15 protein-coding genes are annotated in these 24196 nt (G+C 51.8%); 10 read left to right on the forward strand and 5 right to left on the reverse strand.

All coding sequences use genetic code 11. From position 1 onward, the window contains the following. The first annotated feature begins 54 nt into the window (after positions 1–54). On the forward strand, positions 55–1836 hold the full coding sequence (locus ABWO75_RS03770) for an aminopeptidase P family protein (protein ID WP_353182711.1): 1782 nt from the start codon (positions 55–57) through the stop codon (positions 1834–1836). 80 nt (positions 1837–1916) lie between these two features. On the opposite strand, the gene ABWO75_RS03775 is transcribed toward ABWO75_RS03770, so the two are convergent. The 3 genes from ABWO75_RS03775 to ABWO75_RS03785 all read right to left on the reverse strand — a co-directional run bounded on the left by ABWO75_RS03775 (position 1917) and on the right by ABWO75_RS03785 (position 8260). Further along, positions 1917–3815 carry a SusD/RagB family nutrient-binding outer membrane lipoprotein gene (locus tag ABWO75_RS03775; protein ID WP_353182713.1) on the reverse strand — a complete coding sequence of 633 codons (1899 nt, stop codon included), beginning with the start codon at positions 3813–3815 and terminating at the stop codon, positions 1917–1919. Positions 3816–3834: 19 nt separating this feature from the next. Continuing rightward, positions 3835–6954: a SusC/RagA family TonB-linked outer membrane protein gene (locus ABWO75_RS03780; RefSeq protein ID WP_353182715.1), complete on the reverse strand. Its 3120-nt coding sequence runs from the start codon at positions 6952–6954 to the stop codon at positions 3835–3837. A gap of 70 nt (positions 6955–7024) precedes the next feature. Then, positions 7025–8260, reverse strand: a complete 1236-nt coding sequence (locus ABWO75_RS03785; protein ID WP_353182717.1) for an ROK family transcriptional regulator — start codon at positions 8258–8260, stop codon at positions 7025–7027. 537 nt (positions 8261–8797) lie between these two features. Here ABWO75_RS03785 and ABWO75_RS03790 point away from each other — a divergent pair. From ABWO75_RS03790 to pnp, 3 genes are all read left to right on the forward strand, one after another. Continuing rightward, positions 8798–10009, forward strand: coding sequence for an acyltransferase family protein (locus tag ABWO75_RS03790; RefSeq protein WP_353182719.1), 1212 nt, complete (start codon positions 8798–8800; stop codon positions 10007–10009). Between the two features lie 77 nt (positions 10010–10086). Continuing rightward, on the forward strand, positions 10087–10365 hold the full coding sequence (gene rpsO / locus ABWO75_RS03795; protein WP_353182721.1) for a 30S ribosomal protein S15: 279 nt from the start codon (positions 10087–10089) through the stop codon (positions 10363–10365). Positions 10366–10600: 235 nt separating this feature from the next. Continuing rightward, positions 10601–12733, forward strand: coding sequence for a polyribonucleotide nucleotidyltransferase (gene pnp, locus ABWO75_RS03800; protein ID WP_353182723.1), 2133 nt, complete (start codon positions 10601–10603; stop codon positions 12731–12733). A 58-nt stretch (positions 12734–12791) separates the two neighbouring features. Here pnp and ABWO75_RS03805 read toward each other — a convergent pair whose 3' ends face one another. Further along, a complete protein-coding gene (locus tag ABWO75_RS03805; RefSeq protein WP_353182725.1) occupies positions 12792–15032 on the reverse strand; it encodes a GH92 family glycosyl hydrolase in 2241 nt (746 codons plus the stop codon). 253 nt (positions 15033–15285) lie between these two features. Between ABWO75_RS03805 and ABWO75_RS03810 the strand changes: the two genes are divergently transcribed. Further along, on the forward strand, positions 15286–16287 hold the full coding sequence (locus ABWO75_RS03810; RefSeq protein WP_353182727.1) for a LacI family DNA-binding transcriptional regulator: 1002 nt from the start codon (positions 15286–15288) through the stop codon (positions 16285–16287). A gap of 12 nt (positions 16288–16299) precedes the next feature. Here ABWO75_RS03810 and ABWO75_RS03815 read toward each other — a convergent pair whose 3' ends face one another. Next, positions 16300–16671: a methionine-R-sulfoxide reductase gene (locus tag ABWO75_RS03815; protein ID WP_353182729.1), complete on the reverse strand. Its 372-nt coding sequence runs from the start codon at positions 16669–16671 to the stop codon at positions 16300–16302. Between the two features lie 509 nt (positions 16672–17180). On the opposite strand from ABWO75_RS03815, the gene ABWO75_RS03820 reads away from it, so the two are divergent. The 5 genes from ABWO75_RS03820 to ABWO75_RS03840 are packed head-to-tail and all read left to right on the forward strand — an operon-like array spanning position 17181 to position 24183. After that, positions 17181–18467, forward strand: coding sequence for a c-type cytochrome (locus ABWO75_RS03820; protein ID WP_353182731.1), 1287 nt, complete (start codon positions 17181–17183; stop codon positions 18465–18467). Between the two features lie 42 nt (positions 18468–18509). Continuing rightward, positions 18510–21524, forward strand: coding sequence for a TAT-variant-translocated molybdopterin oxidoreductase (locus ABWO75_RS03825; RefSeq protein WP_353182733.1), 3015 nt, complete (start codon positions 18510–18512; stop codon positions 21522–21524). Positions 21525–21540: 16 nt separating this feature from the next. Beyond that, a complete protein-coding gene (nrfD, locus tag ABWO75_RS03830) occupies positions 21541–23022 on the forward strand; it encodes an NrfD/PsrC family molybdoenzyme membrane anchor subunit (RefSeq protein ID WP_353182735.1) in 1482 nt (493 codons plus the stop codon). A 2-nt stretch (positions 23023–23024) separates the two neighbouring features. Further along, entirely contained in the window at positions 23025–23561 is a 537-nt protein-coding gene (locus tag ABWO75_RS03835; protein WP_353182737.1) for a DUF3341 domain-containing protein, read from the forward strand. Then, positions 23533–24183, forward strand: coding sequence for a c-type cytochrome (locus ABWO75_RS03840; RefSeq protein WP_353182739.1), 651 nt, complete (start codon positions 23533–23535; stop codon positions 24181–24183). Before ABWO75_RS03835 ends, ABWO75_RS03840 begins: the two co-directional genes overlap by 29 nt. Positions 24184–24196 lie beyond the last annotated feature (13 nt).

Below are 24196 nucleotides of genomic sequence, written 5' to 3' on the forward strand. Positions count from 1 at the left end.
GTTGGGGGATTAATACAACATTTCCTAACTTGCGCTACACAAAAAACAAGGATTATGACCCATGCCGAAAAACTGTCCGCCATCCGTCATTTGATGGATGAGCAACATATCGATGCGTATATCATCCCGTTATCCGATCCGCATATCAGTGAGTACCTTCCCGAACATTACCAGTGTATCGCTTGGATATGCGGCTTTACCGGATCGGCGGGCACCATCGTGATCACCCAGGAATTTGCGGGATTATGGACAGACTCGCGTTATTTTGTACAGGCCAACAGCCAACTCTCGGGCACCGGTTTTGAATTGGTGAAGCTACGGGCACAGGGCGCAGCGGAATATGCGGATTGGCTGGCAGGTCAACTGCCAGGGAGTTCCGTAGTGGCGTTTGATGGTAAGCTAGCTTCCGTGTTGCTGGCCCATACCGTGTCGGAGAAGCTGACGCCGTTGGGAATGACGGTCCGGGGCAATGCCGATTTGATAACCCCGCTGTGGCAAGGACGCCCCGCATTACCAGACAATCCGGCCTATTTGCTTGCTCCGTCCATCACCGGCGAGTCTACGGAGGAAAAACTTCGGCGGCTGCGCGGCGAGATGGAAAGACAGCAGGTACAGGCACACTTTATCTCCTCTCTTGACGACCTCGCCTGGCTGTTCAATATCCGCGGCAGCGACGTGGCATGCAACCCGGTGGTGCTGGGTTTTGCCTTGATTACACCGATCACTGCCACGCTGTTCATTTCCGGGACAAAGCTCAGTGATCAGGACAGCAACGTGTTGATCCAGCAGGGCGTTACCCTAGCCGATTACCATGCGAGCGGTCCGGCATTGAAGGCCCTTCCTTCCGGAGCCAGGTTGCTGCTCGATCCCAAACGCACCTGTTTTGCGCAGTATCAGCAAGTGCCTGCCGGCAACGCGATTGTGGAGCAGCTCAATCCGACAACGCGATTTAAGGCCGTTAAAAACGAAGTTGAAATTGCCCATACCCGAAATACCATGATTAAAGATGGGGTGGCACTCACCCGGTTTTTCAAATGGCTTGAAGAAGCTGTAGGACGGGAAAAAATTACCGAAATATCCATCGCCGAAAAGCTGCAGGGCCTGCGTGCAGCGCAGGAAGGTTTTGTCGGCGAGAGTTTTGACACCATCGCCGGTTACAAAGCCCACGGCGCACTGCCCCACTACAAGGCAACACCGGCCAGTGACGTCGAGCTTGCAGCCGATGGCCTGCTGCTCGTAGATTCCGGAGGGCAGTACCGCACAGGAACGACGGACATTACCCGGGTGGTTTCGTTAGGCAAGACCACGGATGCGGAGCGAACGGATTATACCCTGGTGCTGAAAGCGATGATTACCGGCAGTACCACCGTGTTTCCGGTGGGCACACGGGGTTATCAGCTTGATGCCATTACACGGAAACCCATGTGGGACCAGCTGCGCAACTATGGACATGGCACCGGCCATGGGGTAGGGTTCTTCCTGAATGTCCATGAAGGACCGCATGTGTTTAATCCCTCCAGTGTGGACGTCGTCATTGAACCGGGGATGATTACCTCCATAGAACCGGGACTGTACCGGGAAGCGCAGTACGGTATCCGTATCGAAAACCTGGTGTTGGCGGCAACGGATGAAAACACACCGTTTGGCACTTTTATGGCGTTTGAAACCCTTACGCTTTGTTATATCGATACCGCGCTGGTGGATAAAACCCTACTGGACGAACCGCAGATCCACTGGCTGAACACTTACCATGCCACGGTATATGAAAGGCTGGCACCCCACCTGGATGAAAGCGAGCGGCATTGGCTAGCCGGGAAAACCGCAGCCATACGATAACGCTCCAAAGAAAATAAAAAAGGCTGTCCCGCACCAGGACAGCCTTCGGAGATAGGTTTATGGGTCGATTATTCGGCTTTTTATTGCTGTTTAGCCCACCAAAGCGGGGTCAGCACGTCGTCCGGACCACCCAATGCACTGACAGCACTGTCGTAGCCCTCGGGATTGCTGGCCGGTATCGTTGAAGGATAACGGACCCGTTGCGGGAAGAATCGGATGCTAACATCCATGTAGTTGCTTTGGTTGAGGTCCGGCATGTTCACAAGCGGATCTTCCACGGCTGGATTTTCGAAAAACGGCAGGCCCAGTCTCCGCTGGTCATTCCACGTTTCCAGTGGCAGCCAGGGTGCCTGGGCAATGAATTTCTGCGTGATAATTTTGGTCAGCTGGTCGTTTTTAACCGCACCCCCCTCATACAGGTCGTTATCCGGGTAAGGGATATTGGCGACACCGGCACTCCCGGTGTAACCATCCACAAAGTTCATGGCGTGGGTTGCGGGCGGCTCAGCGGTATGTCCCCAGCTAACCGATGTCCCGGTCATGTTGTAATCCGTTGAGCTAAGGTAATCACTCAGATAGGACGTTACCCCCCAATGTTCAAAGCTCGACGTAATGCCCGCTTCATAGGCCGCCTGGGCATCCATGGGTGCTGACCAGCCACGTAACGCAGCCTCGGCCACCAGAAAATAAGATTCCCACGGGGCGAAAAAGATACGTTTGTTGTCGCTGTTACGGAAGAGGTTGTTCAGACGAGGTGTACCATTGGGATAGCTATAGACCTGATTCAGCGATCCCCTCGTTCCCCAGGCGCCATTGGCAAATCCATTCCAGGTATAGGCTAAGTTCACTTCCTTAAACACCGAGCCGTCCTCACTCATGAGGTTGCGTTTGTTGTCCAGCGTGGCATACGTCGGATACAGCGCATTGCTTTCATCTCCGGGGATGGCATATATCTTATAAGCACGCGGATCAATCGAGTTGGGCAGTCCGTCGAACCAGTAACCCGCAGTCGGCGCATTGGTCAGCATTGCAAAGTGATCATCGTATTTGATGCCCACATAGTCAGCAGGTTTGATATAGTCTGCATAAGACGCAGCCAGCTGGTCGGCCGACGGAATGCCGCCCAGGCCAAGGTACAGGTTGTTTAGCGTTGCCGAGATATTAAAGTGGTTCCATGTACGGGTCATTACCCCAGTAAGCCCATCCCATCCCGGCTGTTCAGCCACCTGGAACATGTCGGCTGCAGTGGTGATGTGGGGTAGTGCCGCAGCAGCCTCAAATTCAGCCTGAGCCTTGCCGGCGTCCACTTCAGAAAGCCGCATTGCCAGGCGCATGCGCATGGAATTTGCGTATTTTTGCCATTTGGCAAAATCATAGCCATACGCCGGGTCAAAGCGGGAAATGCTTGAGGCGCTGACTGCCAAATCCAGTTTGGTTGAAGCGTCCGTTAATTCCGATAGCAAGAAATTATAAACGTCCTGCAGGCTGGCGTATGACGGATTGTCTCCATGGAAAGCATCCAGTGGGATCGGCCCAAAGGTGTCCGCCAGTTCACTCATCAGGTAAGCCCGCCAGATCCGCGCCACCTGTACCAGGTTCGGGGTGTATTCCGGTGCCGTGCCGGCCTCAATCTGTTGCTGGCCGATCTGGATCGCGCTGTTGATGGCGGAGAGCCAGCTCGCCATGTAGCTGCGACCGTAGTAATCCGAAGACCACCCATCGTTATAACCGCCGCTGGATATGCCGCCGCCGGAAGAAAAGCGTCCGGCGGTCGTCCAATACAGGACAAATACCCGTTCCGCAATGTGGGGGTCCATCTGCGAGTTAATAATGGCGTTGTTAATGAAATATTCTACCTGTACCTGGTCGGCATTCGCCCCGTACGGGTCTTTATTGATTTCTTCAAATTTGCTGCACGACTGGAAGCCAACCAGGCTCCCAAGAAGCACCGCTGCTGTTTTATGAATAATATTTTTCATGTCAGTAGGATGTTGAAAATTAAAAACCAAGGGTTACACCAAACATAAAGGTCCGCATGGTGGCGGGCGACGCGCTCTCAAATCCAATGGCGTTTGACCCGGTTGCAAATACAGCTTCGGGGTCGAGTCCCCGCATTTTGCTATGAATCATCCATACGTTATTGCAGCTGGCAAATACCCGGACGTTCTGCAATCCGGAATTGGTTAACATGGATTGCGGAAACTGATAACTCAGCTGTACGTTGCGCAGCCGGATGTTGGTCGCATCATACAAATTGGCCTCGTTTATACCCAAGTTGCTTGCCGTGGCGACACGGTTCCAATAGTTCTGTACGGTTACGGACGTTGTGTTCTCTACGTAACCGTCGGCACCATCACTTTCCACACCGCTTACTACGAAATCTTCACGCGCACCGTTAGGCGCGGTGACGGCTGCAGTACCGTTACGCTGCATGGCGACCTGGGTAGAAGAGAATATTTCTCCGCCGAAACGGCCGTCCAGCTGAAATGAGAGACCGATCCCCTTATAGTTGAAGGTGTTGGTCAGTCCGGCCATTGCATCAGCTTGCTGGTTACCCAGCAGTTCCTTTTCGCTGTCGCGCAAAGGTAGTCCGTTTTCCAGGATCAACCGGCCATAATGCGGGCTTGCGGGATCTTTTACACGCAAAAAGCGGTGTCCGTAAATTTCGCCATACATACCGCCTGCACGGCCGACAATGGCGAGGTCGTCATAAGCGGCATCCACGGGATACTGATATACGCCCAAATGACTGGCGATATCAATCACTTCGTTGATGTTCCGGCTGAAATTGGCTGAGATGTCCCAGTTGAATCCGGTCGGATTACTCAGCGCATTCACATTCACCATAATTTCAAACCCTTTGTTCTGAATATTCCCGGCATTGATTTTCCGCGAAGCATAACCGCTGGTAGGATCGAGTCCCAAATCAATCAGCTGATTGGTCGCGTTTACCTTGTACCAGGCAAAGTCAATGTTCACCCGGTCGAATAGGCGTACTTCGGCGCCAAATTCAAGACTGCGCAGCAATTCATTCACCACATTCGGGTCGTAAAAAACACTTCCGGTATTGGCCGTGGTGTTACCCCGCGGGTCGCTGCCGATGCTGTACACGTTGTAAAGCTGGTATGGTCCCATGTCGTTTCCGACTTCGGCATACGATGCGCGGAGCTTAGCGTAACTAAACCAAGCAGGGAGTGTACCCCCAAGCGCATTAACCATGTCGGTAAATACGTAGGAAAGATTGACGGAAGGATAGAAAAATGACCGGTTATCCGGATGGAGCGTTGATGTCCAATCGTTCCTGAACGTTGCGTCCAAGTATAGGTAGTTGTCATATTTCAGCGCAAGCGATCCATAAATGGAATTGACGCGTTTTTCCGATAGGCTTTGGGTAATCGAAGGCACGCCTACACCGTTGTTCAGAGAAAATAAATTCGGCACCTCCAATTCCGTCACCGAGCCGCCTACAGAAGAAAGGCGTTGTTGCATCAAGTTGCCGCCGACCATGATGGAGCCGCCGAGCCGGCCAAACACTTCGTCTTTTTGGGCAGTCAGCATCGCGCTGTAATTGGTTTCCTGAAACGTTTCCTTGGATAAGGCATAATGGCCACCGGCCGGATTCGGGCTGCCTACATATACTTTTCGCTCCACATTGGTGGTATAAATATCCCCGCCTCCTTTAACCTCGGCTGTTAACCAGTCGGTTGCTTTGTAACGCAGGGTACCGTTCAGCATTATCCGATCCCTTGAATCCTTATATTGGTCATACGCTGCGCGCCAGTACGGGTTGATCGAGGCGTTTGTGCCACTGCCGAACCATAGCATATCACCGTTTTCATCGACAGCCGGTTGAAAATCCCGGATGTTGAGCGAGCGGGGCATCATATATAGCGAATACATACTGCTCCAGTCACGCGAATTAATCGGACGGTTATAACCTGCGGTGTTGTTGTACTGCACTTTGGTGTCGGTGCTCCAGCGGTCGTCTCTCCCGAATTTGGTGGTGGCGCGCGCCATGAGGTTGGTCCGGACAAATTTATTGCCGGGCAGGATGCTCTTCTGGTTGACCCGGCTTACGGACGTATAGATCCCTGTATTATTAAATTGCTGCTGAAATGTAGCGTTATGCTGCTGGTTGATGCCCGTTTGCAGGAAATTGCTGATGTTGTCCTGCACCGTTAAAGGGCCTTCCGAACCGTCCCATTTGACGACGTTCTGTCCCTCAATGCGCGGTCCCCAGCTCAGTCGCTCGTCGGGGAGAAAATTGCCATTCGTTCCCTGGCCGAAAATATCCTGGGTTTCCGGTGTCATAAACGGATTCTCAATACCGACGTTGGAGGAGATGGTCAACCCCAATCCGGCCTGTTTCCGGCCTGATTTGGTGGTGATCAGGATGACACCGTTGCCTGCCCGGTTACCGTAAAGTGCCGCTGCAGAAGGACCTTTCAGTACCGACATGCTTTCAATGTCTTCGGGGTTAATGTCTCCAAGGCCATTTCCCCGGTCAAATCCCGGATCCCAGAAACCGTTGGATTCGGTTCCTGTGAAATTGTTCACGGGCACCCCGTCAACCACGATCAGCGGCTGGTTATCACCTGTCAACGAGTTGAAACCACGGAGTACAATCTTAGCCGATGCGCCGGCACCGTTGCTGGAACGGGCTACCTGCAGACCGGCTACTTTGCCCGACAGCGCATTCGTCACGTTGGTTTCCCGTGCATTGGACAGCGTGGCACCTTTCACCTCCTGCACGGCATAGCCCAGTGAACGGCGTTCCCGCTCAATACCGAGCGCCGTTACCACTACCTCACCCAGTTCGCTGGCGTCCTGTTCGAGGACGACATTCATCCGGGTCTGGTTTCCTACGGTAACCTGCTGTGAAGTATATCCGACCATACTGAACTGGATAACCTCACCGCGTGATGCACTGATGGTGTAATTACCTTCTGCATCGGTCTGCACGCCGCGGGTAGTGCCCTGCACTACCACGCTCACACCGGGCAGCGGACCGTTCGCGTCCGTCACCGTTCCGGTGACTGACTGCTGCGCGTAGCCGACGGAGACGGCGCTGAAAAGCACCACAGCCAGCATGCAGCATTGCATGTAAAAATTTCTCATGTTTGTGTTGATTTGGTTAAATAATTGGTTAATTGCTGTTATAATTAGGTTTAAAAGGTGTTGTAATTCGTTACGGAACGCTTAACACTTCTTGCTTGGCTCGATCAGTTATCGTTTTTTCTTCCAGTATACAGTGCTCCACGACTAGGCTGGCTGCGCCAAGAAACTCGGCCCGATACGTGAGATCGGATACCACCACGTCGGTGTTTTCCACCAACTTGGGGATGCAGAATTCATGGATGGCGCGATATACCGGTGGCAGCAGCAGGTTGCCGGCCGCTCCCCCACGGCCGCTGAGCACCACCCGTTCGGGATTCATGATGTGGATCAGTGTGGCAATGCCTTTGCCCATCATAAACGCCGCATCCGTGAGCACACGTATCGCTAATTGGTCGCCTTTACGGGCCGCGGCAATCAGGTGGTCGCCTTCCGCCTTGGTTTTATCGGAGAAAAGCTTGCTCAGGCTGGATATTCCCCCTTCTGCCATTGCCCGCTTGGCATTTTCCACCGCCACGAGCAGCGATGCCACGACTTCCAGACACCCCCTTTTTCCACAGGGACATAGGTTATTGGAATCCGAAAGCGGAATGTGGCTGAATTCACCCGCATACCCGTTGTGGCCGCGGAACAGGCTCCCGTTGACGATCATTCCCAGACCGATTCCCCAGCCCACGTTAACCACCATGACGTCCTTCATGCCTTTTGCAGCCCCGAAATGCAATTCGGAAATGGCTATTGCGCTTGAATCGTTTTCAATATAAACCGGCAGGCCTAGCCGCTGGGTTAATTTCTCCCGCAGGCCAACGGTTTCATTTTCTTCGTATAAATAGGAGGCATTGACGCCGCGTTCCACATCGACAAACCCCGGCATGCCTATTCCAACACCCAATAGGTGCCGGCGATCTATTGCCGATCCGTCAAGGTAATCGTCAATAAATGCGCAGAGCTGGTCAAAGGCACCCTCGTTGTCCTGCAGGGGCAGCGTGATGGTCGCTTCAGGATAAACCGTTTCATTAAGCAGGTTGTACAGTACAATGCGGGTGACAAACTGGTCCATGGCCACCACGACGATGTATTGTTTCATTTTTTTGTTTAACCGGTATTTTACCGCTCTCCGTCCGCCTGTGGAAGGTGCGAGCCCCTGTCCAACGACATACCCGTCCTGAATGAGCCCGTTAACCACTTTCGTAATGTTCGGGATGCTTTTTTTGGTGCCCGTGCTCAATTCCATTAAGGAAAGCGCACCTTTATAGTAAAGGAGTTTGAATACCGTTTTCCGCAATTGGTCCTCGCGTTGTCTTTTCACAGGTTGGTTAAGTTAAAATTGGTTTTTAAAATGTAATACAAACTTAATAAAATAAATATTTTTATTGCAATACTTTTTAAAAAAATTAAATAAGATGACGTAATGTATTGATAGTTAAACCTGGTCATTGGCTTTCCTGGCGCCATCAGATGAATCCCTATCCGTATTGGTATTAAAAGCAGGCCCGCGTCGTGCGGCTTTCCGGCAGATTCGATGGTTAATCGGGGTTGCGGGGCGCCCGCTTCATCATCAATTGGGGTTGTGGCCGGCCTGTGTGCAGGGTGACACCAGTATTGTGGCGGAAATGGTGGACTTACCCTGGACTCATACTGGACTCACTCTGGACTCATACTGGACTCACCCCGGACGTATCCCGAACCAGTCCCGGACAGGGGTGCCCTCATTCCGGACAAACGGGCGCATGGATCCCGATTGATGGCAAAGCAGGGTCAACGCACTAAAAAATAGCATCGGCTGAAACAGTATTATTTAAAAAATTGTAGCTTTACCTAAATTATAAACTTCATTCCCTGAACAATGAACCAACGGTATTATTCCCTTGATGTCTTCCGGGGCGCCACGGTGGCACTCATGATATTGGTAAACAACCCGGGTACTTGGTCACACATCTTTTCCCCGCTGGAGCATGCGGCATGGCATGGCGCGACGCCCACGGACCTGGTGTTCCCTTTCTTTCTTTTTGCGGTGGGTAATGCCATGGCATTCGTGATGCCCCGCCTCCGCGAAGCCGGTAATGCAGTCTTCTGGAAAAAGGTGTTGAAACGGACGGCACTGATCTTTCTGATCGGGCTGTTTATCAACTGGTGGCCGTTTGTGCAGTGGGATGGCGATGCACTGGCGTTTAAGCACTGGGTTAATCCGGAAGATCCCGAGCGGGGTATCCGTATCCTTGGGGTACTGCAGCGTATTGCGCTGGCTTATTGCTTCGCATCCATCATCGTCTATTACCTGAAGGAGAAATCCGTTATTGTTGTTTCTGCCTTGTTGCTGCTGCTTTACTGGGGATTATGTGCGGCATTCGGCGGAGCCGATCCCTACAGTTTAGCGGGCTGGTTCGGTAATGCCATTGACCAGCGGGTAATCGGTGTTGCTCACCTATACCGGGGTGAAGGGGTGCCGTTTGAACCCGAGGGATTAATGAGTACCCTGCCTTCCATTGTACAGGTTATATTCGGTTACCTGACCGGTCGCTACATAAGGGAAAAGGGAGAGGTATCCTGGCTGTGGCCAAGGTTGCCTAACCGGGACGGGTCTATTTACCGGATGCTGGGCGGTCTGTTGGTGATGGCAGTGCTCTTGTATGTAGCCGGCCTGTGCTGGGGATTGGGATTTCCCATCAACAAGAAAATATGGACAAGTTCCTATGTGCTGTATACTACCGGACTGGCGCTGTTTGCCATCGGCGTGATGATCTGGTATATCGAAGTGCTGGATGTGCGCAACTGGCTTACCCGCTTCTTTGACGTTTTTGGTAAAAATCCGCTGTTTATTTTTGTGCTTAGTGGCCTGCTGCCGCGGTTGCTGGGCCTGTTCCGCATCAGTACAGGCGTGAATGATGCCGGGGAAACCCTGTATACCACACCGCTTGGCTGGTTTTATACCCATGTCTGCGCCCGTGTACCGGGTCCGCCGGAAATCGGATCGCTTTGTTATGCCCTCGTTTTTGTCGGGTTTTGCTGGGCAATCTGTTACGTGATGGATCAAAAGAAAATATACGTGAAGGTGTGATTTGGAGGCTATTAAAAATTGGCGTACCTTTGCAGCCAATTAATTAATTTTTTAACGCTTTAATATTATTCACAGTAATGTATTTAAGTAAAGAGTACAAGGCGGATATTTTCGCCGAATACGCCGGAGGCGCAACAAATACCGGTTCCGCGGAAGGTCAGGTGGCTTTATTCACCAAAAGGATTGCTCACTTAACTGAGCATTTGAAAACGAACAGGAAAGACTTTGCCACACAACGTTCTTTGCAGAAATTAGTGGGTAAGCGCCGTGCCTTGTTGAAATACCTCTACAACAAGGATATTGAACGCTACCGTGCCGTAATTAAGGCATTGGGCTTGAGGGATATCATCAAGTAGCTTTCAGTTAACATTTTCAATAAAGCCATTCGTCCGCCGTTCAGCGGGTGAGTGGTTTTTTATTTTTTTAGTCATCGGGTGCTGGTTTCAGCTGCCGTATGAAGGATGGACTAATTTGCATTTTATATACTGTAGATAAATGCCAATTTAGTTATGTTTGTGAGCAAATAAAAAGTCTAATATATCCATGGTGTACTGCCTGAAGACGAACAGTGCGCCGAATTTGAAACAACAGATGAGTTACAACGAGATCAAAACAACAATCGATATCGGCAATGGACGCCATATCGAAATCTCCACCGGCAAACTGGCCAAACAGGCCGACGGTTCGGTGGTGGTCAAACAGGGTGATACCATGCTATTGGCCACGGTGGTTTCTGCACAGGAGCCTAAACCCGGAGCGGACTTTCTGCCGCTTTCCGTCGATTACCAGGAAAAATATGCATCTACCGGGCGGATTCCGGGAGGGTTTTTACGCCGTGAGGCCCGGTTATCGGATTACGAAATATTGATTTCCCGTTTAGTGGACCGCGCCCTGCGCCCGCTATTCCCCGAAGATTACCACGCGGATACCCAGGTAATGATTTCCCTGATTTCCGCAGATAAAGACATTATGCCGGATGCACTGGCCGGATTGGCCGCTTCGGCAGCACTTGCGGTATCGGACATCCCCTTTAACGGACCGATTTCCGAAGTGCGTGTGGCGAAAGTGGATGGCCAGCTGGTGATTAACCCGTTGTTGAGCGAACTGGAGCGGGCAACACTCGAATTTATTGTAGCCGGTACCGCGCAGGATATTGTAATGGTGGAAGGTGAGTCTAAGGAAATTTCCGAAGCGGAGATGGTCGAAGCCATTGAATTTGCACACCAGACCATTAAAAAGCAAGTGGCTGCCCAGGTTGAATTATCGCAGTTAGCAGGTAAAACTGCCAAACGGGAATATAGCCATGAGCCAAGTAATCCCGAGCTGCGCGACCAGATTTTTGCGGCTACCTACGATAAGGTATACCAAGTGGCCAAAACGGCGTCGGCTAAGCACGACCGGAGCGAGCAGTTTAAACAGATCGGTGAGGAATTTATTCAGACATTGGGTGAAGAACTCGACGACGATACCGTGTTCCTGGTAAAAAAATACTACCATGACGTGCAGTATGATGCCGTCCGTAATTTGATATTAAATGAAGGCATCCGGCTGGACGGTCGCGATTCACGTACGGTACGCCCCATCTGGAGCGAGGTGGATTACCTGCCCGCAGCACACGGATCGGCGGTGTTCACCCGCGGGGAAACGCAGTCCCTCACTTCTGTGACCCTGGGTGCCAAGGATGATGAGCAGCTGATCGACGGCGCATTTATCCACGGATATAACCGGTTTCTCCTGCATTATAATTTCCCCGCATTTTCAACGGGTGAGGTACGCCCTAACCGCGGACCTGGCAGACGGGAAGTTGGCCATGGTAACCTGGCGATGCGTTCGCTGAAACAGGTGCTGCCTACCGGCGATGAAAACCCATATACCATCCGGGTGGTTTCGGATATCCTGGAGTCCAACGGTTCGTCGTCGATGGCGACAGTATGCGCCGGTACCCTGGCCCTGATGGATGCCGGCATTAAGATCAAGGCACCGGTATCGGGTATAGCCATGGGCTTGATAACGGACGAAAAGACCGGAAAATACGCCATCCTGAGCGATATTCTGGGCGACGAGGATCACTTGGGCGATATGGACTTTAAAGTAACCGGAACTGAAAAAGGAATCGTGGCCTGCCAGATGGACCTGAAGATCAATGGCCTGAAGTGGGAAGTGCTCACCCAGGCGTTGGAACAAGCGAAAGAAGCCCGGCTGCATATCCTCAACGAAATGCGAAAAACCATTGCCGAGCCGCGCGCGGACTACAAACCGCATGCACCGCGTATTGTTAGCTTCAGCATAGACAAAGAGTTTATCGGTGCGGTGATCGGACCGGGTGGCAAGATCATTCAGGAAATGCAACGGGAAACCGGTGCAACAATTGCCATCGAGGAAATCGACGGTAAAGGTGTTGTGCAGGTGTTTGCCGATAATAAGGCGGCAATCGATGATGCGGTAAGGCGTATCAAAGCTATTGCGGCCAAACCTGAGGTAGGTGAGGTATACGAAGGAAAGGTCAAATCCATTATGCCTTTCGGCGCATTTGTTGAGATTATCCCCGGTAAAGACGGGTTACTCCACATCTCGGAAATCGACTGGAAACGGTTCGAGACCATGGACGGTATCTTCAATGTGGGCGATACCGTGAAAGTGAAGTTGCTGGATATTGATAAACAGGGCAAACTGAAACTCTCCCGTAAGGCGCTGATCCCGCGTCCCGAGAAGAACGAAGCGTAATTACGCGGTGTTACCGCATATAAAGAGCCGGACATCCATGATGTCCGGCTTTTTTGTTTTACAGTCCCCCGGGCCAGGTTTCCGGCTTCCGTCCGAAACGTTTACTGGGTTTTGCACCCATTTCCAACACCAGTTCCCCTCCCTTCACCAGATCCTCATGCCGGATGTAGGCTCTATCGTAAGGTTCGCCGTTGAGTGTCGCCGATTGGATATACCGGTTTTCGCTGCTGTTATTCCGTGCACGTACGGTAAACGTACGGTTTCCGGCCAGTGCGAAAGTAGTTTCGTCGACGGCCGGGCTGCCGAACACATACTCGCCATTGGCGGGATTTACGGGATAGAGACCGGCTATACTCCAGACGGCCCACGCGCTCATCTGTCCGGCATCTTCATTGCCTGCATAGCCGTCGGGGCGGGCATGGTACATCGAATCAAGCACGAGCCGTACCTTTTCCTGTGTCTTCCACGGTTCGCCCAGGTAGGTGTACATGTATGCAATATGGTGACTGGGTTCATTTCCATGTGCATACTGCCCGATAAAACCGCTTACATCGGGTGATACGTTTTCGCCCCGCATTGCCGACGGTGCAGCAAACAGTTCGTCGAGCTTACGGACCAATGCGTCATTTCCGCCATAGAGTTCCGCCAGCCCGCGGACGTCATGCGGCACAAAGAAAGTGTGCTGCCAGGCATTCCCTTCGATGTATTGGCTTTTGTCAAAGTTGTGTTCAGACCAAAATGGATCGAATGGTTCCACGAAGTTGCCGTCGCTGGTCTTTGCACGCATGAAACCGGTGCCCGGATCGAAAAGTTGGGTATAGGATTTTGAACGGTCGATAAAAGTAGCGTAATCGGCATGTTTCCCTAGTTTTTTCGCCACCTGGGCGATACACCAATCGTCAAATGCGTATTCCAGCGTCACCGTTACGCTACCGCCGGCTTTATCCTGCGGCAGGTAGCCGTATTCGATGTAATCCGGCACGCCGCGTATGTCTTGGTGCGCGCTGCGGATCATGGCCCGGTAGGCCCGCTCCGCATCCAGTCCGGGCCAGTCTTTCAGGATTGCATCGGCCAGTACGGGGATGGCGTGGTATCCGGTCATGGTATTCGTCTCCCAGGTGCTGAGATCCCACACCGGCAGCAGTCCGTTTTCATCATGGAAGGCAAGCATGCTGTTCAGGATGTCAGCATACCGGCCGGGCTGGGTGAGGGTAAACAGCGGGTTTAGCGCACGGAACGTATCCCACAGGGAAAAGAGGGTATACCGCTGCGCGCCGTCCGGCATCGTATGCACGTCGCCGAGCGCATTCTGGTATTCACCATCGGCATCGGCATACAGGGTAGGTGCAATGGCCGTGTGGTACAGGGCGGTGTAGAATACCCGTTTCAGCGAATCGTCATTCGTTTTGACGGTGACTTTCCGCAGTTCCTGTTCCCACAGGCCTTCCGCAGCTCGGTATGCGGCGGCAAAATCCTCCTGTGGCCGGGCATTCAGTTCATCAAGTGCCTTGTCGTAACTGGTGGTGGACAGCGCTACCTTGAGTTCAATGGTTTCGGTCGTGGCGGGATCGAACAGCAGCTGTGCTGCCACACCTGTTCCTTTGTCATACGTTTCTACCATGTCGGTCATGTCCGATGCCGTCTGCCCGTCGTGCAGGATCGTTCCGGTGAATGGTGTGGACGTCCGCGCGGCAAAATAGATGCGCTGTACCTGGGCCCAGCCCGTGGAATAACGATAGCCTACCAGCGTGCTGTCGTTGAGGATGGTGATGTGCGTTTCCGTGGGTGTGTCCCAGTTGACGTGGAAACCGAGGTCGAAGCGGAGTGTGGGGGTGCTTCCCCGTGGAAAGGTATATCGATGATATCCGCAGCGCGCGGTTGCGGTGAGCTCCGCTTTGACGCCGTTGCCGAGCGTAACGTAATAATACCCCGGCGAAGCACCTTCGTCCGTATGGCTGAACGGTATCCTCGGCGGAGCAGCGGTGTCGGCCAGCGGCGTGGTCAGCGGCATCACGGATATATCGAGCCAGTCGCCGATCCCCGTTCCGCTCAGGTGGGTGTGACTGAAGCCGGCAATCAGGCTGTCGCTGTAGTGGTAGCCACTGCACCAGTCCCATCCCTGCCGTCCATTGTCCGGACTCAACTGCACCATCCCAAAGGGAACGGTGGCGCCGGGAAAGGTGTGCCCGTGGCCGCCTGTGCCGATAAACGGATCGACATAGGACGCCAATGGCGACTGTGCCCGGGAGTATATCGAAGCAATGGAAAGCAAAATACAGGCGCTTAAACGTATTAGCATAAAATTGATTCCGAATAAAGTTAGCAATTCTTTTTTGGTAAAACTAACGGATTATTTACGATAAGTAAAAATGTTTGCTGAAATTTTGCGGATAAATTCAATTTATTGCATACGTTTGCCGGTGTGCTAAACGTTAAGCATTTTTTGCTAAACGGAATGGTGATGTTAGGGGAGCAGCAGGGGTATGATGCCCCACCGGGGAAAAAGGAAAACCAAGCACCAATACCAGTGAAATTAACCAGCATCAGCAAATATGAAGAAAAAAATACTCATCAGTGATATTGCGAAAGATTTGGGGATATCCGTAACCACGGTATCGTTTATTCTCAACGGCAAGGCCAAAGAAAAGCGGATCAGCGAGGGACTGACAAAGCGGGTGCTGGATCACGTGAAAAAAGTCGGTTATAAACCCAACGAACTGGCTAAAAGCCTGCGCACGGGGAAAACGAAAATCATCGGGCTGGTCATTGAGGATATCTCCAATCCGTTCTTTGCCAATATTGCCCGGTTTATCGAGGCGAAGGCCTACAGCCGGGGGTACCGGATTATTTATTGCAGCACAGACAACGACGTAGACCGGACAATCGCTTTGGTACAGCTTTTCCGCGACCGTCATGTCGATGGGTACATTATCACACCATCTGAAGGCCTAGCGGAAACCATCCAGTCGCTACTTAGCAGCCAGCTACCCCTGGTGCTGTTCGACCGTTATTTGCCGAACCTGCAAACCAACTACGTGGTTTCAGACAACATAAAAGGAGCTTATGATGCCACGGCTCACCTGGCCGAACAGGGCTATAAGCGCATTGCATTGGTAACCCTGTATTCTTCACAGACCCAGATGCGCGACCGGATGGATGGTTATATGCGGGCCATCGACACCTACAAGCTGCAACCCTATGTAAAAAAGGTCAACGTTACTCACGATGAACAGGCAGCGATTGCGGATTTTCAGTCGTTTCTGGCCGAGCAGCAGCCCGATGCCGTTTTCTTTGCCACCAATTACCTAGCCATCTCGGGGCTGAAGGCCATCAAGCAGCTTGACATGCCAATGCCTGCCGTTGTTTCCTACGACGACCACACGCTGTTCAAGTTGTTTTCACCGACAATTACAGCGGTATCACAACCCATCGAGGCCATTGCAGACGAACTGATCAATATCCTGCTGAACCAGCTCGACGGTAAAGAGCGGGCATTGAAACAGGTGGTGCTTCCTTCGGCGCTGCTGATCAGGGAGTCCTCATTGAAAAAATAACCGGGGTAGGGGTTACACTTCGGGGATGAATTTCATGGACAGGGAATTGACACAATGCCGTGTATTCTTGGCTGTGAACTGCTCGCCAAGAAAGACATGGCCCAGGTGCCCGCCACAATTGGCGCATACGATTTCCGTCCGGCGGCCGTCCGCATCGGGTACGCGCCTGACCGCATGGGCAATCTCATCGTCAAAACTGGGCCAGCCGCAATGCGATTCAAATTTATCTTCCGAGCGGTAGAGTGGCTCACCGCAGCGCTTGCAGACATAGGTGCCCTTGGCCTTGTTGTGCAATAACTCCCCTGTAAACGGCCTTTCAGTGCCCTTATGCACCAGGATGTACTCCTCTTCGGGGGTTAATTCGTTATGTTTCTTCGTGTCCATATTGACATGCATTGGCGTTATACGCTGCCCCGGCCGGTGGACTAACCACCTGCATGGCCGGCATTGCTGGGAAACCCGGTGCCGTCTGCAGAAATAAACGGGACAGTTCCATACGAATATACGAAAAAAAGCAAAAAAAGTTTTAAGTAGGCGGATCCCGGGATTCGCCGGAGCCACGAAAGGAGAAATATGGAGATACCTTCCGGTTGGTAAGACAGGTGTCTTTAACGCGGTTTCAGATACTAAACAATTCGATTGAAAAATCAAAATGCACAAACCAAAATCAACCGCCTGCACCGAATGACTTTTTCAAAGAAATTACGCTATATGCGCTGAAATCTTCGTTTTTGATCAATTTAGAACGATTATAAATTATTAAATTAGGTCATCAAAGTGTCATCGATACAGCAATAAGTTATACTTTTGTGGCAATAATAAAAAAGGGTAAATCCATTCACACAGATAACCCAAACTTTTATATTCATCATAAACAGTATAAAGTGCTCAATATGAGAAATATCTCATTGTTTTTTGGAAGATTTGCAAAGCCCGTTTCGGTTGCGTTGGGATTATTATTTGCGGTTTCTACCTTACAGGCCCAGGATGCGAAAGAGGGCGAAACCTTGTTCAAGGCCAACTGTTCCACTTGCCACAAAGTCTTCGGCAAGTTTCTGGGGCCTGAGCTGGCGGGTGTAAGCGAGCGGCACGATGAGGCCTGGCTGCTCAAGTGGATTCACAATGCTCCGGCCATGATTGCTTCGGGTGATGCTGCTGCGGTGGCACTGGATGCCCAGTTTCCGAATGCGGCGATGACGGCTTTTCCCCAGCTTTCTGAAGACAATATCAAAAACATCCTGGCATACGTTAAGGCAGAGGAAGGGAAAAAAGCGGCCGGCGGCGATGCAGCCGGTGGCGCAGCAGGGGGGGCAGCCGGGGCGGCAGCAGCCAGCGGTGACGCCAGCAATTTCATGATTATTGGACTGGTCGCCGTTATCGCACTGGCTTTCGGTGTTATCTTAGTGCTCAACAAGGTAATCCGTACCCTGGAGCGCGTGCTGGCGAACAGCAAACCCGTGATCCCCGATCCGACGGAGAAAGCACCGGGTAAAGATTACATGGCTACCCTTAAGCGGATGGCCAAGAATAAGAAACTGGTATTTTTTACCGTGCTGTTGCTGGCGGTATTCCTGGGTTCGGCGGGTTGGAAGACCCTGTGGAATGTAGGTGTACATGAGGGCTATCAGCCGGTGCAGCCGATCAAGTTCTCGCACCAGCTGCACGCTGGGGTGAATCAGATCGATTGTGCGTACTGCCATGGCGGGGCCTATAAATCGAAAAACGCATCCATTCCTTCGGCTAACGTATGTATGAACTGCCATACAGCCATTACGGCGAGCGAGAAATACGACGGTGAACTTTCACCGGAGATCGCAAAAATTTACCGCGCCCTGGATTACAACCCGGAAACAATGGAATACGGCCCGAACAAACGGCCTATCGAATGGGTACGGATCCACAACCTGCCGGACTTCGCCTACTTTAACCACTCACAACACGTGGTTGTTGCCGGTGTGGAGTGTGAAACCTGCCACGGTCCGATCAACACCATGGAGGAGGTATACCAGTACTCGCCGCTCACGATGAAATGGTGTGTAGACTGTCACCAGCGGACCGAAGTAAACGCAGATAATGCTTATTACGAGCAGCTCATTGCTGCACACGAGCAACTGAAGAAAGGCGAGAAAGTGACCGCAGCCATGCTGGGCGGACTGGAATGTGGAAAGTGCCACTATTAATAAAATACAAATTAGAAATACGCAATCTTAGATATAGCTTAAATGGATAGCAACAAGAAATATTGGAAAGGTTTGGAAGAACTGCAGCAGACGCCCGCTTTTGTGGAGAAAAGCAAAGGGGAGTTTGCCGAATCGATTCCGGTAGAGGAGGTATTGAATGAAGCTGGGCTGAGTACGAAAACGCCGCGTCGCGATTTTCTTAAAGCACTGGGATTTGGTGTAGGCGCCGTAACGCTGGCAGCCTGTAACCGCACCCCATTACATAAATCAATTCCGTATCTGATTAAACCGGAGGAAGTTACCCCCGGTATACCGAACTTCTATGCATCCAGTTTCAACGGCCAGAGTGTATTGGTGAGAACCCGTGAAGGCCGCCCCATTCTGCTGGAAGCTAATCCGGCAGCACAGGGACTGAACTGCGGAACGGACGCAGGGACGCAGGCCGCGGTGCTTGATCTTTACGATCAGGCGAAGCTGCAGGGTCCAAAGTTCCACGGAACGGATACGTCATGGGATGAGCTGGATACGCAGGTGGTGACCGCGTTGGGAAGCGCGGCTGCAGCAGGCAAGCAGATCCGTATTATTGCTTCTACCGTGAACAGTCCGTCCACCATGGCGACGATTGCCCGGTTTACCGAAAAGTATCCGACAACCCGCTTAATTGAAGTGGACGCCGTTTCATACAGTGGCATAACCAAGGCAAACCAACAAAGCTTTGGAAAAGCAGTGGTGCCGCAGTACCGGTTTGACCGCGCTGATGTGATTGTCAGCGTGGCTGCCGATTTCCTGGGAACCTGGGTAAGCGGCGAAGAACATACACAGCAATATATTTCCAACCGCGATTACAAGAGCCTGAAAAAAGGCCGGATGTCGCGGCATATCCAGTTTGAAGGGGGGATGAGCCTTACCGGCTCCAATGCCGACGTACGTGTAGCCATCAAGCCTTCCGAAGAAGGACCCCTGCTGATCGCATTGTATAATGCCATTACCGGTGGTTCGTTGCCGGGAGGGCTGTCTTCAAACAACAAGGCGCAGACTGCGCTGAAACTGGTTGCGCAGGAACTGCGGCAGGCGCAGGGCCGTGCGGTTGTCGTGTCGGGTGCCAATGATATCGCCATTCAGACACTGACCAACGCCATCAACGTGGCGCTGGGAAGCTATGGCAACACGATTGATCTGGATAACCCTTCATACCTGCTTAAAGGAGATGAGGAAGCATTTTCCGCGTTTCTGGCTGAAGCGAACCGGGGCGATGTAGATGTGGCTTTTTTCCTGAACAGCAATCCGCTGTATTACCACCCTGATGCAACAGCCGTAAAGGCAGCGCTCGACAAGATTAAGTTCAAACTTTCTTTTGCGGACCGGGAAGATGAGACGGCTTCGGAGCTGGATGCCATTGCGCCAAACCATAATTTCCTTGAGTCGTGGGGCGATGCCCATCCGCGCGGCGGATACTACACCATCGTACAGCCTACCATTAATCCGGTTTACAATACCCGCCAGGCAGAACAGAGCCTGCTGATCTGGGCCGGTGACACAACAGACTACTACACCTTTGTAAAAACAAACTGGGAGCAGAATATTCTGGCCGGCAGCAGCAAGACCTGGAAGGATGTGCTGCAGACCGGTTTCGAATATAAGGGCGATGCACCTGCAGGTACCTATACGTTTGATACGTCGGGCCTCGCTGCTGTTGCTGCTGCCATTACCAAACAGAGCCAGGCATTGGCCAAAGATGTGGAAGTGCAGCTTTATCAAAGTATCGCGCTTCGCGACGGCCGCCAGGCGAACAACGCTTTCTTGCTGGAACTGCCTGACCCGATATCGAAAGTAACCTGGGATAACTACGCGGCGCTGAATCCGAAGTTTGCCGAGTCACTCGGACTGGGTGAAAACAGCGTAGTTGAAGTGGAGGGGGAGAACGGCTATAAGGTTATTCTGCCCGTGCTGATGCAGCCGGGACAGGCAATGGGAACGGTGTCCATTGCAGTTGGGTACGGACGGACCAAAGTGGGTAAAGCCGGAAATAACGTCGGCCAGAACGCGTATCCTTTCGCAAAAATGGTTAACGGAACGCTGCAGTTTAATACCACCGCGAAACTGAACAAAGCAAGCGGATCGTACGAACTGGCACAAACCCAGACGCACCACACCATTGAGGGGCGTAATATCATCCGTGAAACAACATTTGCAAAATATAAGGAAGACCCAAGCCACAATACAGGCCGCTGGTCGGACTCGCATAAAACGTATGACCTGTGGGACAAATACGAAGAGCCGGGACATAAATGGGTAATGGCGATTGACCTGAATGCCTGTACGGGATGTGGTTCCTGTATTGTTGCCTGCAGTGTCGAGAACAACGTGCCGGTCGTTGGCCGGGATGAGGTACGCCGCCGCCGGGAAATGCACTGGTTGCGTATCGATCGCTACTATACCATTGAACAGGAAGGGGAGTCGTACACCGAAGAGGATGAAATCGGCCGGCTTGAGGACCTCGAAAATGTTTCCGTAGTGCATCAGCCGATGCTATGCCAGCACTGTGACCACGCGCCGTGTGAAACGGTTTGCCCGGTACTGGCTACCGTACACTCTTCAGAAGGATTGAACCACATGGCCTATAACCGTTGCTTCGGTACACGGTACTGTGCAAATAACTGCCCATATAAAGTGCGCCGGTTTAACTGGTTCAACTACTGGAATGACTCCAGGTTTGACAATTACCTGAACAACGAGTTTACCCAATTGGTACTGAATCCGGATGTGGTATCCCGTACCCGCGGAGTGATGGAGAAATGCAGCATGTGTATCCAACGGATCCAGGCAGGTAAGCTCCAGGCCAAAATTGAGCAACGCCCGCTGAAGGATGGGGACATTAAGCTGGCCTGCAGCGCAGCATGTTCGGCCAATGCCATTATCTTCGGAGATGCCAACGACCCGAATTCGGAGGTCTCCAAGGCATTGCGTAACGAACGGGTTTACTACGTACTGGAAGAACTTAACGTACAGCCGGGTGTCGGTTACATGACTAAGGTGAGAAATACATTTGAGGCTTAATTCGAAATAACATACTATGTCATCGCATAACGAATCAATAATAAGAGAACCATTAATTACCGGGAAGGATATTACCTACGCGAAAGTGACGGATGATATTCTGCTTCCGGTAGAAAACAAGCCGAATAAGGCTTGGTGGATCGGGTTTACGCTGGCTGCTTTGGGAGCCTTGCTTTGGGTGGTCAGTGTAAGTTATACCTTCTGGACAGGTATTGGCGCCTGGGGACTGAATAAAACCGTGGGCTGGGCCTGGGATATTACCGACTTCGTTTGGTGGGTGGGTATCGGCCACGCCGGTACACTGATTTCTGCCGTGTTGTTGATTTTCCGTCAGAACTGGCGGAACTCGATTAACCGTTCGGCAGAAGCGATGACGATCTTTGCGGTAATCTGTGCCGCCACATACGTGGTTGCACACATGGGACGCCCCTGGCTGGCTTATTGGATTTTCCCATTGCCCAATCAATTTGGATCGCTTTGGGTGAATTTCAACTCCCCGCTGGTTTGGGATGCTTTCGCTATTTCAACATATTTTACGGTATCGCTGGTTTTCTGGTACTGCGGTCTGTTGCCGGATATAGCTTCGGTACGCGATCGTGCCGCGGGACTGAAACGGCGGATTTATTCCATCATGTCTTTCGGATGGAATGGCTCGGTAAAGACCTGGCAGCGGTTTGAGATTGTTTCGCTGATCCTTGCTGGTATTTCCACCCCGCTGGTACTTTCCGTGCACACCATCGTATCCATGGACTTTGCCACTTCCGTGATTCCGGGCTGGCACACCACAATCTTCCCGCCATACTTTGTCGCAGGCGCGATTTTCTCCGGGTTTGCCATGGTACAGACGCTGTTGCTGGTCATGCGTAAGGTTCTCAATTTCGAGAACTACATCACCATGTTCCATATCGAGTCGATGAACAAGATCATTCTGGTAACGGGATCCATTGTGGGTATCGCCTACCTGACAGAGCTGTTCATTGCCTGGTATTCGGGATCGGAGTATGAAATGTATGCGTTCGCCAATCGTATTGCTGGCCCCTACTGGTGGGCATACTGGACGATGATGACGTGTAACGTGATTTCTCCCCAGTTGTTCTGGTTCAAGAAAATCCGGACCAGCATTCCGATTTCCTGGGTATTATCCATCGTGGTGAATATCGGGATGTGGTTTGAACGGTTTGTCATCATTGTGACTTCCCTTCACCGCGATTATCTTCCTTCAAGCTGGGCAATGTTCTACCCCAGCTGGGTGGATGTTGGGGTTTTCGTAGGGTCAATCGGTGTGTTCTTCACCTTGTTCCTCTTGTTCCTGCGGTTCCTCCCCAGTATTGCCATTGCCGAGGTAAAACTGCTGTTGAAGAGTGCGAGCTTACAGCAGAAGACCAAGCTGGTTAAGGAAGGCCACCTGAATCCGGAACAGGTTGAGTTCTTTAGGAACTCGTTGACGAAATATGATTCCGTAACGGAAGAAGATATTAAAGAGTTAGAAATCAAATAGCAATGAGCAATACAAAATATATCATTGGAAGCTTTGCCGATCCGGATGAAATGATGGATGGGATCGACAGGCTGCAAGCGAACAACATCGGGATTTATGACTGTTTTACACCGATGCCGATCCACGGGATCGAAGCCAAGCTTGGCGTGAGACCCTCACGGCTGCCGATCGCCGCTTTTTGTTTCGGTATTACGGGAACAATGCTCGGATTCAGCCTCCTGTATTATACCATGACATACGATTGGCCGATGAATATCGGTGGAAAGCCGGCTTTGCCGCTGCCAAACTTTGTGCCCGTAACGTTTGAGGTAACCATTCTGCTGTGTGCCCTGGGTATGGTCGCTACTTTTTTCTTCCGGAATCATTTATTCCCGGGACGTGCCCCCAGGGTAATGGATCTGCGGGCGTCGGACGATCGCTTTATCATTGCCATTGATGCCCGGGAAAATACCGACCATGAGAAGATAGCGAATCTGCTGAAAGAAGCGGGCGCGGTTGAAGTTAAGTACAATGAAAGAAAATATGTTAGCTATGAATAGGAAGAATTTTCTTGGAGCGATCAGTGCGGCGGTGGCTATTGCTGCCGTGGTCAGTGCTTGCGGCGACGGGACGACGCGCAGCAGGGGATGGGAATTCTCGAGAAATATGTACGATCCTATTGGCTATAATCCCGACCAACCGAACAACAATTTCAAGGACGGAAAGACAGCGCAGACACCTCCGGCCAATACAACGCCGGTGGGATTCGAGCGATTCGAATATCCCAACACCATGGAGGGATACGAACGCGCCGGTGCCGAATTGGTGAACCCATTGGCAAGAACAGAAAAGACCCTGGCCGAAGGGGAAGCGTTGTACCAAACTTACTGTGCCGTTTGCCACGGGCCGGAAGGCCATGGAGACGGACCGATCACAAAGGATCGCGAATTGGTGACGTCTACGGAGCGGAGAATGCTGGAAAACTTCCCGCCGCCGCCTTCGTATGCTGCAAGTGATGGGATCAATTCATCCAGGGGAGGTGCAATGGCAGCGTTAACCGATGGTAAGATTTACCACACGATTACATATGGATTGAATATGATGGGATCGCATGCTTCCCAGCTGTCGCCCGAAGAGCGTTGGAAAGTAGTTATGTACGTTAGGGAATTACAAAAGAATTAATATTATATCAGCT

Source organism: Parapedobacter lycopersici, from assembly GCF_040395035.1.
GTDB classification, from domain to species: domain Bacteria; phylum Bacteroidota; class Bacteroidia; order Sphingobacteriales; family Sphingobacteriaceae; genus Parapedobacter; species Parapedobacter lycopersici_A.